Genomic DNA, 16,250 nt, shown 5'->3' with positions numbered 1-16,250 from the left:
GACCTCCAGCGAGTGAGGAGCCCCGCCCGGGCTCCGTAGGCTGTCCGCAGGCAGCCCGTGCTGCCTGCGGCCCCCCAGTCCGTACCGGTCACTCAGTCGGAAAGATCCGCATCGTCCGGCGCCGCGATGATCGTGGACGCTCCCGTGGGGAGCGGACGGTGCTGTTCCGGCATGGTGACGAACTGCTCCACGTACGTCTTCGTGCCGGCGATACCCAGCTGGGTGAAGAGGAACGTGAACTTGGCGTCGTACGCGGCGCCGAGCTTCTCGCGCAATTCGACCGGCAGCGCCCACAGCGTCTTCTTGAAGGGGCCGATCGCCTTCTTGCGCGTCTTGTAGTAGAACTGCGCGTCGCTGTCGGTGGCCTTGCGCTCGTCCTTCGCGTTCACGTCGAGCCACGCGTAGATCTCCTGCAGCAGCTCCGGCGGCAGGTGATCGAACATCATGGTCTGGAAGTTCGTCGCGAGGTGAATCTCCGCCGTTTCGCGCTTGGGGAAGTTGCTGAACGCCGCGTCCGGGAGGGTGGACGCGCCGTGCTGCACCGCGCCCGCCATGCCGTACCGGTCACGCCCCAGCTTCGAGAGCACCTCGAGCGTGTCGAGATCGAGCGCCACATCGGCGATGGTGCCGTCGGCGAGCACGACCCCGCCGTGCGACGTGCCCGACTGCACGGAGATCTTGCTCAGCCCCGCCATGCCGGGCGCCTGCGCCGCGAGCGTGGCGTTGAACCCTTCCATGAAGGCCTCGAGCTCTTCGGGCGTGCTGTTCTCCGTCCCGACTTCACCGATCTCGCCACCAATGGAGATGGTCACGCCAGCCGGCTCCGCCGCGCGCACGAAGCGCGTGATGTCCACGCACACTTCGTAATTGAGGCGCTGCTGTTCGGTGAGCGTGGGCTTGCTCAGGTCGACGAGCGTGGACGTATCCACGTCGATGTTGTAGAAGCCGGCGGCGACGGCCTCGGTGACGAGCGCCTTCACGGCGTTCACCTCGGTGACCGGATCAACGGCGTACTTCTTGTGGTTCACCTGGAAGTGATCGCCCTGGATGAACACCGGCCCGCGGAACCCTTCCCGCAGCGCCGCGGCGAGCATGACCGTGACGTACTCGGCCGGACGCTGTTCGGTGTAGGCGATTTCCGAGCGGGCGATTTCGAGGATGAAGGCCCCCGCCTCGAGCCTGATGGCCGTGCGGAAGACGGCGCGCGCCGTATCGTACGACATGGCGCGGATGTTCATGGCCGGCACGGTGAACCCGCCGCACTTGCCCGCCCCGCGCGCCACGTACAGTTCGTGGATGGACGCCGGCCGCACGCCCACCTGCTGACCGATCTCCCAGATCACCCAGCGGGCGAAATCGCGCTCGGCTTCGGTGGCACCGAACACCGCCTCGTGTACCAGGGTGTCGAACTGGGAGGTGGCCAGCACGGCGGCGTCATGCACCCGCAGTACACCGTCGGAAACCGTCAGGGCGCCGCCGAGCAGCGAAGCCGGGGTCATCGTCGAATCGGACATGAGCGATCGTCGGGGGTGGAAATGCTGAACTGGGGTCCGCTGTAAGTTCCCACTCTATGAACGGTGCCGGCAAGCCCGATGCCGGAGTTGCCATCGTGTTTCCCGCGGGCGAGGGCGTCCGGGCCTCGTCCGGGTGTGCGCCGACGCCGGCGTTACACGGCCGGCGTGATCATGAAGCGCGGGTCGGGTTTGGGGAGCGCATCCCACTCCGAGCGCGCCGCCTCGCTCCCGGTTCGCCCCAGCATGGCGTAGGCGAATTGCTTGCCCAGCTCCACCCCGGGCTGGTCGAACGCATTGACCCCGTACAGTTCACCCGCGTACGCGGTGGCAAGGGCAAAGAGCTGCATGAGTGCGCCGAGGTGCCAGGCGTCGATGCGGTCGATGTGGATGGTGGCATTGAAGCGGCCGCGCGCCGCGAGCGCCCCCGCCGTGGCCCGCTGTTCGATATCGATGAGTTCGCCCAGCGTGTGCCCGCCCAGGTAGCCGAGTTCGGGGATATCGGCGTGGCGCGCCGGAATGCGACCGTCGTTGGTGCGCCCGCTGACAGCCACGAAGGTGACCGTCTTGTCCGGCGGCCCCTCCATGAAGAGCTGCACCTGCGAGTGCTGGTCGGTGGCCCCGAGTGCCGGTAGCGGCGTGGGGCCCACCGAGGTGCCATCGGGGCGGATCTTGCCCAGCGATTCGGCCCAGAGCTGCACGAACCAGAGCGCGAGATCGCGCAGCGGATCCGCGTAGGGCATGAGCACCTGGACCGATCGTCCGTGCCGCGTGTCGGCCAGCCACTGCAGGACGGCAAAGGCGCCGGGGAGGTTGCCGGCGAGCTCGGTGCCCTGCGCCTGGGCCGTGATGTGCGCCGCACCGGCCAGCAGCGCCCGCACGTCGACGCCAATGAGCGCCGCCGGCAGAATGCCCACGGGCGAGAGCACCGAGAAACGGCCGCCCACGTTGGCCGGGATCTCCACCGCCGCGATCCCCTCGTCACGGGCGATGCGTCGCAGCGCGCCCACCTGCGGATCGGTCACCAGCACCAGATGTTCGCGCGCCGCCTCCTCGCCCACGGCCTGCGCCAGGGCGTCGCGCACGATGAGATACTGCGCCATGGTTTCGACCGTGCCGCCCGACTTCGACACCACGAGCACGAGCGTACGCGTGAGATCGAGCCGATCGAGTGTGGCCCCAATGGTCGCCGGGTCGACGTTGTCCAATACGTGCAGCCGCGGGCGCCCCCCGCGCTGCGCCGCGGTGAGTTCGTTCCAGCGCGGCGGACAGAGCGCGGTGCGCAAGGCGATGGGCCCCAGCGCCGACCCGCCAATGCCCAGCAGGAGGACATCGTCGAACCGGCCCTGCACCCGCTCGGCCACCGCGAGCGACGACGCCAGGAGCGGCTCGTTGGTGGCAAGGGTGAGAAAGCCGAGGTCGCCCGTGCGCGCATGCACGGCGGCGTGCGCGCGCGCAAAGGTGGCCGCGGCATCGTGCCACTCGCGTTCGGCAATGCCGGCACCGTGCGGCAGCACGCCGGCCATCATGTTCGTGAAATCGAAGGAGAGTGCCATGATCAAGGCTCCGGCAGGTCCACCACCAAACCATCGTGCGCCGGAGCGATTCCGGGAGGCAGTTCGGCGGCAAGCTGCGCGTGGAAGTTGTCGTGCGTGAGATGCGTGAAGTAGGTGCGGGCGGCGCCGACGCGCTGCGCCATGTCCACCGCTTCGGCGATCGAAAGGTGCGTGGGATGCGGCGTCCGCAGCAGGGCGTTGAGCACGAGCACCTGCACGCCGACAAGACTGGCCAGCGCCTCGTCGGGGAGCGTTTTGGCGTCGGTGATGTAGGCCAGATTGCCCACGCGGAAACCCACCACCGAGGCGCGTCCGTGCGGCACGGCGATGGGCAGCACCGACGTGCCATTCACCCGAAAGGCCGTCCCGGGGGTGATGGGGTGGAGCACCCCCTCCGGACGCGTCGTGCCGAGGAGCGGACGAAAGGCCGCATCGAAGATGTACGGGAAGCGCGCCTGCAGCGTGGCGAAGGTGGGAGGCTCCGCGTAGAAGGGGAGCGGGGCCCCGCGTCGGATCGTGATGGCGCGCAGATCGTCGATGCCGTGAATGTGGTCGGCGTGCTCGTGCGTGAAGAGCACGGCATCGACGGTGGCGATGCCGACCGCCACGAGCTGCAATCGCAGCTCGGGCGGCGTGTCCACCAGCAGGCGCGTGCCGTTGGCCGCCTCGATGACCACCCCGCAGCGCGTGCGCCGGTCGCGCGGGTCGGTGGACGTACACACGGCACACTCGCAGCCCACCTGCGGCACGCCGAAGCTCGTGCCGGTGCCGAGGAACGTGAGGCGCACGCCGGTCGCCGGTCGCGACGTCAGGTCAGACCGTTTCGACCTTCAGCAGGTTGGTCGTGCCGGGCACGTCGAACGGCACGCCCGCGGTCACGAGCACGCGGTCGCCCTTGGTCACCAGATTGAGGTCGAGCGCCTCGCGCAGGGCCATGGCCACCATGTGATCGTACCCGCGTGCCGTGGGCACGAGACGCGGCACCACGCCCCACACGAGCGCCAGCTGGCGGCACACGCGTGGTTCGTCGGTGAGCGCGAGGATGGGCACGCTGGGACGGTGCGAGGACACGATGCGGGCGGTGAAGCCGCTCTTCGTGAACACCACCACCAGCGGCGCATCGAGCATGCGCACGGCCGCCACGGTGGCCGCGGCGATCGCTTCCTCGATGTTCACGCCGCTGACGACGCGCCGCTCGAGCCGCGCGCTGGCGCCCGGGCGCGGCCTGGTCTCGATTTCCCGGATGATGCGGCGCATCGCTTCCACGGCGAGGCGCGGGTAATGCCCCGCCGCCGTTTCCGCCGACAGCATCACGGCGTCCGTGCCATCGAGGATGGCATTGGCCACATCGCTGGCTTCCGCGCGCGTGGGACGCGGATTCTCGATCATCGACTCGAGCATCTGCGTGGCGGTGATCACCGGACGCCCCATGCGGTTGGCCGTGGCGATGATGTGCTTCTGGGCAATGGGCACTTCCTCGAACGGGAGTTCCACCCCCAGGTCGCCGCGCGCCACCATGACGGCGTCGGTGGACCGCATGATCTCCTCGATGTTCTCGAGCGCCACATCCTTCTCGATCTTCGCCACCACCAGCATCGTCCTGGGAATGAGCGCGCGCAGCTCATCGATGTCCTGCGCGCGCCGCACGAAGCTGAGCGCCACCATGTCAAGGTCGTTGGCCACGGCGAAGGCCAGATCGGCGCGATCCTTGTCGGTCAGCGACGGAGCCGACACGGCAATGCCGGGCAGGTTCATGCCCTTGTTGCTGGTGAGCGTTCCCCCGTGCACCACGGTGCACCACACGCGCGGCGTCTCGACGCGCGTGACGACGAGCTCGAAAAGCCCATCGTTGATGAGCACGCGGTTGCCGGTGTTCACATCATGGCACAGATCGGCGTAGGTGATGGGGATTTCGTCTCCCGCGGCCACCTCCTCGGGCACGAGCACGACGGTGCCGCCCACTTCCAGCTCCCGGGGAGCGGGCAGCGCGCCGATGCGAATGCGCGGCCCCTGCAGATCGCCAAGAATGGCCACCGGGCGTCCGGCGGCGTCCGACACCGCGCGCACCATGGCGATCGTGCGCGCGTGCTGCTCGTGCGTGCCGTGCGAGAAGTTGATGCGGGCCACATCGAGGCCGGCGTCGACCAGCGTCCGGATGGCCTCGGCCGTGTTGCTGGCCGGACCGAGTGTGCCGACGATCTTGGTGCGCGGCACGTGCGCACGCTGAAAGGTGCTGGTCATCGTCTCGTGGTCATCCGCAGGCGAGGCGGCGCGTTCGGGGCCGGTGCGGGAGATGGACATGTCGGGCGTGGTGGTGGCCAAGGGAACCGGGGGAGTGGGGAGATCAGGAGGCGGCCGGCGCGAGCGCCGCGCGCTTGCGGGCCAGTCCGGCCAGCAACGTCACGAACGACTGCTCGAAGGAGGCGAGCCCCTCAGCGAGCAGCGTGTCGGTCACCGACTGGAGCGACACCCCGTGCGCCTCGAGCGCCGCCAGCGACCGCTCCGCTTCGGCCACCGACTCCGTCACCGATGCCCGCACTTCGCCGTGATCACGGAACGCCTCGAGCGTGGCGGGCGGGAGCGTGTTGACCGTGTCGGGACCGATGAGCTCCTCCACGTAGATCACATCGCGATACGCCGGGTTCTTGGTGCTGGTGGAGGCCCACAGCGGACGCTGCACGCGCGCACCGCGGCTGCTGAGCGCGGCCCACCGCGCGCCAGAGAACGACGCCTGAAACAGACGATAGGCGAGCTTGGCGTTGGCAATGGCGGCCTTGCCCTGCAGGGCCAGCAGCGCCTCGGCGCGCTCGGGGGCGGCGGCGGCCAGGACGCCCAACTGCTTGTCGATGGCCGAGTCGACGCGGCTCACGAAGAAGCTGGCCACGGAACCGATGCGGTCGATGGGCAGGCCGGCGGCGGCGCGGGCTTCCAGGCCGGCCAGGTAGGCCTCGATGACGCGCGCATGCGCCTCGATCGAGAAGAGCAACGTGACATTCACGTTGATGCCGTCGGCAATGAGCTGCCGGATGGCCTCGGCGCCTTCTGGCGTGCCCGGCACCTTGATCATGAGGTTGGGGCGGTCCACGCTGGCCCACAACCGGCGCGCTTCGGCGACCGTTCCGGCGGTGTCGCGCGCGAGATCCGGTGAAACCTCCAGCGAGACGAATCCGTCTAGTCCCTGCGTCCGGTCGTAGACCGTGCGGAAGGCATCACAGGCCTGACGCACATCCGTGGCCGCCACTTCAAAAAAGGCGTCGCGGTCGGACAGCGCGGAGGGCAAGGTGGCCAGCTGGGCGTCGTACGCGGCACCCTCGGCCAGCGCCTTCTCGAAGATGGTGGGGTTCGAGGTCATGCCGGTGAGGGCATCCTCGGCAATCCGGCGGGCCAGATCCCCGTTGGAAAGCATGGTGCGGTCGATATAGTCGAGCCACAGGGACTGACCAGCGGCGTGCAGCGCGTGCAGGCGAGCGGACATGGGAACCGGAGAAGGCGCGTGAAGAGGAGGGGCAGCTATGCATGGTAATGTGCTGCACATGGCGGCGGCGAGAGCAGCGGCCGGTTGTTTCTGAAAATAGACGGTTACACCCCACACCCATTTCCACTTTCGTGAAGACTTTCTTGTTCTGCTCGCTGGTGCTCGTGCTGGCGACCGGCTGCGTGGGCGCCGGGCGGTCGGCCGGCGGCGCGGCCGCCCTGCCCGCCTCGTGCGGAGGCGGGGCAGCAACCGACGGTTCGTCGCTGGCCTCCGCGCCGGCGGCGGACGCGCTGGTCACCTTCGACAGTGCCTGGACGATCATCCGGCGCACCCACTGGGACACCACCTACAACGGGGTGAACTGGCAGGCGGTTCGCGACGAGCTGCGTCCCCGGGCCGCGGCGGCGCGCACGCGCGGCGAATTGCGGCTCGTGCTGGCCGACATGGTGTCGCGTCTGCGGCAGTCGCACTTCTCCATCATCCCGCAGGAGGTGTCGGACGCGACCATGGGCCGTGGTGACGGCGCCGCGCGGCAGGGGGCCAGCGGCTCGCTGGGCTTCGATACGCGCCTGGTGGGGTCGGCCATGCTGGTCACGTCGATCGACACCGGCGGACCGGCGTGGCAGGCGGGGGTCCGCACCGGGTGGGAAGTCGAGTCGGTTCGCGGGTGCCCGTCAGCGGCTCGGCTGGCGCTGTTGCCGGAAAGCCTCGAGCCGCGGCGTCGCGCCCTGTTTGCCTGGCAGGGCACCACCATGGCGCTCGGCGGTCAGGCGGGCGACACCATCACGGTGGGGTTCCGCGACGCGCGCTCCACCGCGCGCCCGCTCACCCTGACGTACGGGGCGGAGCGCGGCACGATCACCAAGTTCGGCAACCTGCCGCCGCTTGCCGCGGCGCTCGACTGGCATCGGGTGCAGCGCGACGGCCGGACGATCGGCGTGATCCGCTTCAACATCTGGATGCCCGTGCTGGCCGCGCAGTTCGACGCGGCGGTGGACTCGCTGCGCGGTGCAGACGCGATCGTGCTGGATGTGCGGGGCAACCCGGGAGGGGTGGGCGGCATGTCCATGGGCTTCGCCGGGCACTTCCTCGATAGCGCGGTGGCGATCGGGGAGATGGTGCAGCGCGGCGGCACCATGCGTTTCATGGCGAACCCCCGCCGTGTGGACACGCGGCTTCGTGCCGTGACGCCGTTTCGCGGTCCGCTCGCGCTCGTCGTGGACCCCCTGTCGGCCAGCACCACGGAGATCTTCGCCGGCGGGCTGCAGGGGCTCGGGCGGGCCAGCGTCTTCGGCACGCAGTCGGCCGGACAGGCACTCCCCTCCGTTCCGGAACGGCTACCCAACGGGGACATCCTGTATCACGCCATCGCCAACTTCATTGGCGCCAACGGGAAACCGGTGGAGGGAGACGGGGTGACACCAAACCAGCTCGTTTCCCCCGATCGGCGGGCCCTGCTCGACGGCCGAGACCCGGCGCTCGATGCCGCCATCACGTGGGTTACCCGTCAGGCACCGCGGCGGCCGGTGCCTTGATATAGTTCATGCGTTCAACGCACGCATGATCACCCCACCCACCGCCATCCCTCTTGTCGCCGACAGGCGCTCACCTCGGAGAATTCCCGAATGTTCCTTCAGTCAGCGGTTCGCACCATCACCACCGCCGCGCTGCTCTTCGCGGCGCCCGCCGTTCAGGCCCAGCCGCTCCCACCGGCCGCCGACGTGCTGGCCAAGCACGTGGCCGCGATCGGTGGCCGCGATGCCATCATGAAGATCACGTCCATGAAGCAGGTGGGGGCCATGGAGATCACGGCGGCGGGCATGACGGCCGATCTCGAGATGTACGTGATGGCGCCCAACAAGCAGTCCATGAAGATGAGCCTTGCCGGCCTGGGCGAGATTCTCTCGGGGACCGACGGCACCGTGGCGTGGTCGGTGAACCCCATGCAGGGCGCGCGCCTGCTGGAAGGCAAGGAGCTCGCGCAGGCCAAGGAGCAGGCCGACTTCGTGGCCAGCATGCTCTATTCGCCTGACCGGTTCAGCGCGATGACCAACGAAGGCGTGGTCGACTTCGCGGGCGAGAAGGCCTACAAGATCAAGCTGGTGCGCAAGGACACCGGGAACGAGTCGTGGAACTACTTCTCGCTGGCCAGCGGGCTGCAGATCGGCGCCGAAGCCACGCTCGACTCGGAGATGGGGAAGATGTCCACGAGCTCGATCATTGCCGACTACAAGCAGTTCGGCCCGCTCAAGGTGGCCACGCGCACCGAGATGACGACCGGCCCGCAGAAGATGATTCTCACGGTGAAGAGCGCCGAGTTCAACACGGTGACGAACGAAGCCGTGGCCGTGCCGGCGGCCGTGCAGCCGCTGATCAAGAAGTAAGTGCACAGGGCCCGGCGTGCTGGCCTGACGCTGACCGAGGTGCTGGTGGCCGTGGCAATCGTGGCGATTGCCGGGGCCCTGCTCCTCTCGCGTCAGGTCACACGTCGCGGTACCCAACGCGCGGCCAGCGCGCATGACATGACCGCTGTCGTGGACAGTGCGCGAACGCTGGCGATGCAGCGGCGCGAAACGCTGCGGCTGCGGGTGTACCATGACGGCTTGTGGAGCGTGGAGGCCACCGGCGCCCGCGAGCCCATTGCCGCGGGGACGATCACCGCGCCCCCATTGCCGCTCGACCTCGCCATCGATCCGCGTGGCCGATGCACGCCGTCGCCCGGCTGGGTGCCGCGCGAGGAGCTGCGCGCCGCCTTCGACGCCGGCGATTGCCGCTGGCAGGCTCCAGCGCGCGCGCGCTGAGGCCCACGAGGCACCGCCGCGCGACGACTACTTCGCCGGATCGGCGACGAGCGCCAACAGGGATCCGTCGGGGCTCACCGCAAGCCGCGTGATGTGGCCGAGTCCGCTCCCGGCGTAGTCCGCCAACGCGGTCCACCCACGATCACCGCGCGTCCAGCGCCACAGCCTGCTGCCGCTACCGACCAGCACGGTGCGGCCATCGATCCAGGCCACATCTTCGCTCCCAGGTGGAAGGGTCACGAGTGCGGTGAAGGTGCGCGCCACCGGATCGAACTCCATCAGCTGCCACGGCGGTGTGCCTTTCTGCACGACGCTGGCCAGCGACGTGCCGGGGATGCGATGCAGCGAACGGCCGATGTTGCGTGCCACCACCTCGGTACGGCCGGTGCCCTTCGCGCCAAGGTGCAGCGTGACCGGCGTGCCGAGCACGAACAGGACCCAGGTGGAGTCGGTCGGTTGGGCGAAGTACCCCACCGGGCGGGTTTCCGGGAAGAGCACCTGCTCGGCGCTGCCATCGAGAGGCACCCGCCACAGCCGTTGCGTCGAGTCGCGCTCCACCCGAATGACGAGAAGGGCGCGGCCATCGGGCGTGGGAGCGGCGGAGTACTCGCTTTCCGGCGCGGTGCGCGTGACGCGGACGCTGCGGCCGCTGGCGATGTCGAACCGGTAGATGTCGGCCTGCGCATCGTCGCGGGTCGACGTGTAGAAGAGGGCGCGCCCGTCGTGCGAGAAGGCCGGCTGATTGTCGTAGCCGTCGCGGTTCGTGATGTTGCGCGGGGCACCGGCGGCCAGCGCCGCCCCCCTCCCCGTCAGCGGCACCAGGAAGATCTCCGACGACGGCGCCGGGGGTGAGGTGCGCGGCACGCCGGGTTGCGCGGCAAGCGGGCCGGCCGCCCCGGCGAGCAGGACGGCACCGCAACCGGTGTGGAGGATGGACCGGAGCATGGGTGCGCGGGGCAGGAGGTGGGGAGACACGCGATGGGACAATCAGGAAGCATACCCGCCGGGCGTTGCGCCCGCTGGGGCGCTGCGAGTAGGCTCCCGACATGCACGCCGTTTCCATTTCACAGCGCCTGCGCCATGCCCGGTGGCGGCGCCGTCGCACGTCGTTCGCTCGATGGCCAGCTGGCGAGTGGGGCTCCGTGTGGTGGCAGCTGTGCCTGCTGGTGCTGCTGGGCGCGTGCGATGGTGCCCCCACCGAATCGGCCCCGCGCGATGGGCGTGTGGCCTCGCTGCTCGTGTCTCCGGCATCGCTCAACCTGCCGGCCGGGGTGACACAGCCGCTGCAGCTGGAGGCGCGCGATGCGGCCGGCGTGCTGGTGGACGCGCCGGCGGTGGACTGGCGAAGCGATGCCCCGGCGGTGGCCTCGGTCGACGCCACCGGCGTGGTGCGCGCCGTGGCGCCTGGCAGTGCGCGCATCACCGCCAACGTGCGGGGGGTGAACGGCCCGCTGTCGGCGCTGGTGTCGGTCTCGGTGACCAGCGAGCAGCCCGACATCACCACGTGGCGCGCGGCGCGCGCCGGTGTGTCGGATGTGACCTTCCTGGGGGTGTGGGACGACGGTGCGGGCACCACGTGGGCCGTGGGGCAGAACGGTGGCATCCTGCGCTCCCGCCACGACGGCCCGTGGGAGCAGGTGGACGCCGGGATCACCGAAACGCTGGTGGGCGTGTGGGGGAGTTCGCCCACCGATCTCTGGTTCGTGGGGAGCAACGGCGTGGTGCTGCGCAGCGACGGGACCACGTTCCGGCGGCTCGACACGGGGGTCACCTCGACGTTGCTCGAGGTGTGGGGGCTGAGCGAGACCGAGATCTTCATCACCGGCGACCGTGGGACCATCCTGCGGTGGAACGGGACGCGGCTGGATGCCATGGCCAGTGGTGTGACCGACGAGCTGTGGGGGATCTGGGGTGCCAACAGCACCACCGTGTTCGTCGCCGGCAACAACGGCACCATTCTGCGCTGGAATGGCACGAGCTGGTTGCGGCAAGCGGTGCCGGAGTCGGTGCCGTTCTTCGATGTGTGGGGCACGAGTGCCGGCAACGTGTTTGCCGTGGGCACGCAGGGCACCGTCGTGCGCTTCGACGGCGTGCAGTGGCAGCGTATGCCCACCCCTGGCAGCGCCAACCTGTTCGCCCTGCGGGGCCGCGCCTTCAACGATGTGTATGCGGTGGGGAACAACGGCACCACCTGGCACTTCGACGGCACCAGCTGGCGCGCCCTGTCGGTGGGGCTTGGTGCCAACTGGCGCGCCATCACCCGGCGCGGTGATGGCGCGCTGCGACTGGCAGGCTGGTACGGCGCAATCGTCACGCTGCGCGGCGTGGGAGCCAGTGCCACGGCGACGGTGGACAACAATGACCCGCCGCTGCTCGGCGTGTATGGTGCCGGCGAGACGATGTTCGCCGTGGGCTTCGGCGGCACCGTCCTGCGGCGGCAGGGCACGGCGTGGCGCCCCGAACGCGTCCCCTCCGCATTCGACCTGTACGGCATCAGTGGCAACAGCGCGTCCGACATCGTGGCGGTGGGGGACACCGGGACGATTCTGCGCTACAACGGGTCGGCCTGGCGCGTGGACGAGTCGCCCACGCGCGGCGTGCTGCGCAGCGTGTGGAGCGGCGGCGGTCAGCATGTGATCGTGGGGGAGCGCGGCACCATCCTGCGCTCGAACGGCAGTGGGTGGACGCCGCAGCAGAGTGGCACGCTGCGCTTCCTGCGCGCGGCATGGGGCACCGACCCGGCCAACGTGTGGGTCGTGGGCGATTCGGGGACGATGCTGCGCTTCGATGGTGGGCGGTGGCAGAGTGTGGCCGTGCCCACGCAGAGTCGCCTGCGCGCCGTGTGGGGCACAGCCGCCAACGACGTGTTCGCGGTGGGCGACTCGGGCGTGGCGTTGCGCTTCGATGGCGTGGCATGGCGCGCCTTTCCCAAACCCACCGCGCGCGATCTGCGGGCGCTCTGGGGGCGCGGTCCCACCGACGTGTATGCGGTGGGCGACAGTGGCACCGTGCTGCGCTACAACGGCGTGCAGTGGCGCCCGCTCGCGGCACCGTGGCGCAGCATCATCTACGCGCTCTTCGGGGTGCCGGGCTCGCGCGGCGTGGCCGCGGTGGGCGACGTCGGGCGCATTTTCGAATCACCGAACTGAGCCCGCGCGCATTGCCGGAGCGGTGCGCAGCCGTCGTGCGCCTGGCCGCCGTCGTCAGCCGCGCGCGGCGCGGTAGTACGTGCGATACTGCTCGAGGTGCGCCAGATGGTGGTCACCATGCCACGCATACATGGCCGCAACCTGGTCGAGCGTCATGACGCCATTCTCGGGATGCACGAGGCGGCGCGCGAACTGCTCGGCCCGCATGGACACCAGCACGGTGTGCAGGCGAATGTGGGTGGCGGCAAAAAGCGCGACGGAGACGTGCGGTGACAACGTGGACGCGTCGGCGAGCTGCACCCACGCGTCCTGATCGTACGGCTTGATGGTGGGCTCCTGCTCGGTAAGCCCCAGCTTCACGCGGATGTAGGCGTTGAGGTGACTGTCGGCGAGATGGTGCACCAATTGCCCCACCGTCCAGCCGCCGGGGCGATAGGGCGCGGCGAAGTCGTGCTCATCCAACCCGTCGAGCATGGCGGCCAGCGTGCCCGGCTGCGCGGCAATGCGCGCCACGTGTGCCGCACGGTCGGCGTCGGCATACACGTCCCGCCGCACGAAGCGGCCAATGGGATAGCTGGGGTCGGATGGTAGTGACGGAGTCATTCCGGAAAATTACCGGCCGGACACCGGACCCGAAACAGGGGTCCGGTCCGCGGGTGCCGACCGTACCCCGGCGGGTCGGCCGTGTGACGCCTTCCGCCTTCCCGGTACGGGACATAGCATTGCCCACAGCCCGCCCCGCTCACCCCGCCGTGAGCACCACGTCGTGCCCGCCACGTCGTGCCCGCCACGCCGGCGCACGGTACCCAGGCACCGATCCGCAACGTTCGTATCCGGGAGCTGTCGTAGATGAGCACGAAGGCACGGTTGTCGGTCATGATGTTCCTCCAGTATTTCGTCTGGGGCTCCTGGTTCGTCACCATGGGCACGTACCTCGGGCAGACCCGCGGGTTCTCCGACACCAACATCGGGGCGGCGTACGGCGCGACGGCCATCGCCGCGGTGGTCTCGCCCTTCTTCATGGGCATCGTGGCCGATCGCTTCTTCTCCTCGGAGAAACTGCTCGCCATGCTGCACCTCGTCGGCGGCGGCATGATGTACCTCATGGCGCAGCAGACCGAGTGGAGCGGGTTCTACCTGTTCCTGCTTGCCTACGCGTTCTGCTACATGCCCACGTTGTCGCTCACCAACTCCATCTCCTTCCACCACATCACCGACTCCGCGCGCGACTTCCCGCTCATCCGGGTGCTGGGCACCATCGGGTGGATTGCGGCGGGCATCATGGTGGGCAAGGTCCTGCAGGCGGACAAGTCGAACCTGCCCATGCTGCTGGCCGCGGGTGGCTCCGTGGCGCTCGGTCTCTTCGCCTTCCTGCTTCCCCCGACGCCACCGCGCGCCGCGGGCGCCCCGTTCAGCGTGCGCGACGCGTTGGGGCTGGACGCCTTGCAGCTGCTCCGGCACCGCGACTTCCTCATCTTCACGCTGGGCTCGTTCTTCCTCTGCATCCCGCTGCAGTTCTACTACGCCTTCGCCAATCCGTATCTCAACGAGATCGGCGCCCCGGAGCCGGCCTTCATCCAGACGTTCGGGCAGATGAGCGAGATCGGCTTCATGCTGCTGCTGCCGTTCGCGCTGCGGAAGCTGGGCATCAAGTGGATCATGCTCGTGGGCATGCTGGCCTGGGGGCTGCGCTATTTCGCCTTCGGCTACGGCACGGGCGGCGGCACACCGGTGATGCCCCTCGTGTACATCGGCATCCTGCTGCACGGCATCTGCTACGACTTCTTCTTCGTGGCGGGGCAGATTTACACCGATGAGCGCGCCGGCCCCACGATTCGCGCCGCCGCGCAGGGGTTCCTCAACCTGGTGACCAACGGCGTGGGGTACTTCGTGGGCGCGTCGGTGTCGGGCAGCGTGGTGAACCGGTACGCCACGACCACCGCCGCGGGGGCACCGTCGCACGACTGGCTGCAGATCTGGCAGACGGCCGCCATCGGTGCCCTCGTGGTCTTCGCCGTCTTCCTCGTCCTGTTCCGCCCGTCGGCATCGCCCAAGTCCGCCACCGCCTCCGCGCACTGAGTGCGCCCCCATGTCCGCCACGCCCTCTCACCCGGCTCCCCCTCCCCCTCCCCCCGTCCCGTCCTTCGGCACCGTGCTGGTGGAAGCGTGCTGCGACTCCGTCTACACGGCGGTGGCCGCGCAGGAGGCGGGAGCCGGACGCATCGAGTTGTGCGGCCCCGGTGACGGTGGGACGACGCCGTCGCTGGGACTCATGGCGCGCTGTCGCGATGTCCTCCGCGTGCCACTGCATGTCATGATCCGGCCGCATTCACGCGACTTCGTGTATCACGACGACGAGCTCGACGTGATGGCGAACGACATCGTGACCGCCCGCACGCTGGGCATGGACGGCGTGGTGCTGGGGCCGCTCCAGCGCGACGACACGGTGCACCTGCAGCACCTCGTGACGCTCACGCAGCTGGCGCGCCCCATGGCCGTGGCCTTCCATCGCGCATTCGACCGCACCCCCGACCCCTTCGCGGCGCTGCACACGCTCATGCACGCCGGGGTGACGCATGTGCTGACCAGCGGCCAGGCGGCCACGGCGCTCGATGGCGCCGCCACCCTGTCGGCGCTCCGGCAGCGCGCCGGCGACCGGCTGACGATCCTCGCCGGTGGCGGCGTTCGCGGCCCGCATGTGCGGGAGCTGGTGCAGCGCTCGACGGTGCATCAGGTGCACGCGCGCGGCACGGACCCCACCATCATCCGCGAGGTGGTGCAGGCGTTGGGGGAGGGATAGGGGGCGGTGTAGTCTGCGGCAGGCAGGCAGCAGCCTGCTGCCTGCTGCTTGCTGCCTGCTGCTTGCTGCCTGCTGCTTGCTGCCTGCTGCTTGCTGCCCGCTGCCTGCTGCCTGCTGCCTGCTGCTTGCGGGGTGCGACCAGCAGACGGCAGACGGCAGGAACCACAGTGGGCAGTGGGCAGGGATGCGGAAGAACACCGCGGCGGCCGGCGCTGCGCGCCGCCGCCGATCTCCTGACTGCCAAGGACATCGGGCGCGCCGCACAGCGGTCGCGCCCGCCTCTTCCAAATGACTGCTGTCTGCGTACTGTGGTTCCTGCCGTCTGCCGTCTGCCGTCTGCGTCTGCTGCCCGCGCGATACGAACTGCAGATCGCAGACGGCAGGAACCACAGTGGGCAGTGGGCAGGGATGCGGAAGAACAACGCGGCGGCAGGCGCTGCGCGCCGCCGCCGATCTCCTGACTGCCAAGGACATCGGGCGCGCCGCGCAGCGGGCGCGCCCGCCTCTTCCAAATGCCTGCTGTCTGCGCACTGTGGTTCCTGCCGTCTGCCGTCTGCCGTCTGAGGTGTGCAGTGTGAGGTGTACGGTTCCCCCTCTGCCACGTACCGACCGCCCCCCGCCTCCCCCCGTGCGTCAATTGAGCCCGCGCCGCGGCAATCCGGTTACGCGACCACGATCAGACGGCGCTACGCTGCGCCATGCACGATTACCACGACCTGCAGGTGTGGCACCGCGCCATGGATGTCGCGGTGCGAGTGCACCTGATCACGCGGGCGCTCCCCGCCGCCCGGGCCCCGGGGCTCAGGAATCAGCTCTGCCGCGCGGCATCATCCATTCCGGCCAACATCGCCGAGGGGGCCAGGCAGGAGACGTCGGCGCAGAATGCACGCTTTCTGGCCTATGCCATCGGGTCGACAAGCGAGGTGGAGAGTCACCTCGAGCTCGCGCGCCGACTGGT

General features: G+C 69.4%; 14 protein-coding genes. 7 read left to right on the top strand and 7 right to left on the bottom strand.

Annotated elements, in window-relative coordinates:
• Nucleotides 1–92: 92 nt before the first annotated feature.
• From LW840_RS15845 to tal, 5 genes are all read right to left on the bottom strand, one after another.
• Nucleotides 93–1,514 carry a class II fructose-bisphosphate aldolase gene (locus LW840_RS15845; RefSeq protein WP_291267061.1) on the bottom strand — a complete coding sequence of 474 codons (1,422 nt, stop codon included), beginning with the start codon at nt 1,512–1,514 and terminating at the stop codon, nt 93–95.
• A 152-nt stretch (nt 1,515–1,666) separates the two neighbouring features.
• Nucleotides 1,667–3,067: a glucose-6-phosphate isomerase gene (locus LW840_RS15840; RefSeq protein WP_291261399.1), complete on the bottom strand. Its 1,401-nt coding sequence runs from the start codon at nt 3,065–3,067 to the stop codon at nt 1,667–1,669.
• Nucleotides 3,068–3,069: 2 nt separating this feature from the next.
• Nucleotides 3,070–3,855, bottom strand: a complete 786-nt coding sequence (locus tag LW840_RS15835; RefSeq protein ID WP_291277347.1) for an MBL fold metallo-hydrolase — start codon at nt 3,853–3,855, stop codon at nt 3,070–3,072.
• A 25-nt stretch (nt 3,856–3,880) separates the two neighbouring features.
• Nucleotides 3,881–5,368 (bottom strand): pyruvate kinase, encoded by a 1,488-nt coding sequence (gene pyk / locus LW840_RS15830; protein ID WP_291277346.1) that lies wholly within the window; start codon nt 5,366–5,368, stop codon nt 3,881–3,883.
• A 43-nt stretch (nt 5,369–5,411) separates the two neighbouring features.
• Nucleotides 5,412–6,542 carry a transaldolase gene (gene tal, locus LW840_RS15825; RefSeq protein ID WP_291277345.1) on the bottom strand — a complete coding sequence of 377 codons (1,131 nt, stop codon included), beginning with the start codon at nt 6,540–6,542 and terminating at the stop codon, nt 5,412–5,414.
• Between the two features lie 131 nt (nt 6,543–6,673).
• On the opposite strand from tal, the gene LW840_RS15820 reads away from it, so the two are divergent.
• The 3 genes from LW840_RS15820 (at nt 6,674) to LW840_RS15810 (ending at nt 9,343) form a co-directional block, all read left to right on the top strand.
• Entirely contained in the window at nt 6,674–8,077 is a 1,404-nt protein-coding gene (locus LW840_RS15820) for a S41 family peptidase (protein WP_291277344.1), read from the top strand.
• A gap of 90 nt (nt 8,078–8,167) precedes the next feature.
• Nucleotides 8,168–8,926 (top strand): hypothetical protein, encoded by a 759-nt coding sequence (locus LW840_RS15815; protein ID WP_291266847.1) that lies wholly within the window; start codon nt 8,168–8,170, stop codon nt 8,924–8,926.
• Nucleotides 8,927–9,343: a prepilin-type N-terminal cleavage/methylation domain-containing protein gene (locus LW840_RS15810; protein WP_291266846.1), complete on the top strand. Its 417-nt coding sequence runs from the start codon at nt 8,927–8,929 to the stop codon at nt 9,341–9,343.
• Between the two features lie 27 nt (nt 9,344–9,370).
• Here the strand turns inward: LW840_RS15810 and LW840_RS15805 are convergent, their stop codons facing one another.
• Nucleotides 9,371–10,288 carry a hypothetical protein gene (locus tag LW840_RS15805; RefSeq protein ID WP_291266845.1) on the bottom strand — a complete coding sequence of 306 codons (918 nt, stop codon included), beginning with the start codon at nt 10,286–10,288 and terminating at the stop codon, nt 9,371–9,373.
• A gap of 101 nt (nt 10,289–10,389) precedes the next feature.
• Between LW840_RS15805 and LW840_RS15800 the strand changes: the two genes are divergently transcribed.
• Nucleotides 10,390–12,492, top strand: a complete 2,103-nt coding sequence (locus LW840_RS15800) for an Ig-like domain-containing protein (RefSeq protein ID WP_291277343.1) — start codon at nt 10,390–10,392, stop codon at nt 12,490–12,492.
• A gap of 54 nt (nt 12,493–12,546) precedes the next feature.
• Here the strand turns inward: LW840_RS15800 and LW840_RS15795 are convergent, their stop codons facing one another.
• A complete protein-coding gene (locus LW840_RS15795; protein ID WP_291277342.1) occupies nt 12,547–13,095 on the bottom strand; it encodes a YfiT family bacillithiol transferase in 549 nt (182 codons plus the stop codon).
• 246 nt (nt 13,096–13,341) lie between these two features.
• Between LW840_RS15795 and LW840_RS15790 the strand changes: the two genes are divergently transcribed.
• From LW840_RS15790 to LW840_RS15780, 3 genes are all read left to right on the top strand, one after another.
• The gene (locus LW840_RS15790; RefSeq protein ID WP_291261274.1) at nt 13,342–14,571 is read left to right on the top strand and encodes a nucleoside permease; all 1,230 of its coding nucleotides are present in this window, start codon (nt 13,342–13,344) and stop codon (nt 14,569–14,571) included.
• A gap of 10 nt (nt 14,572–14,581) precedes the next feature.
• Nucleotides 14,582–15,292, top strand: coding sequence for a copper homeostasis protein CutC (locus LW840_RS15785; RefSeq protein WP_291266841.1), 711 nt, complete (start codon nt 14,582–14,584; stop codon nt 15,290–15,292).
• Nucleotides 15,293–15,990: 698 nt separating this feature from the next.
• On the top strand, nt 15,991–16,250 hold a 260-nt coding region (locus LW840_RS15780), incomplete at its 3' end, for a four helix bundle protein (RefSeq protein ID WP_291277341.1).

It is taken from the genome of Gemmatimonas sp., assembly GCF_021298855.1.
In the GTDB taxonomy this organism is placed as follows: domain Bacteria; phylum Gemmatimonadota; class Gemmatimonadetes; order Gemmatimonadales; family Gemmatimonadaceae; genus Gemmatimonas.
This window is presented reverse-complemented; position numbering and strand designations above follow the sequence as displayed.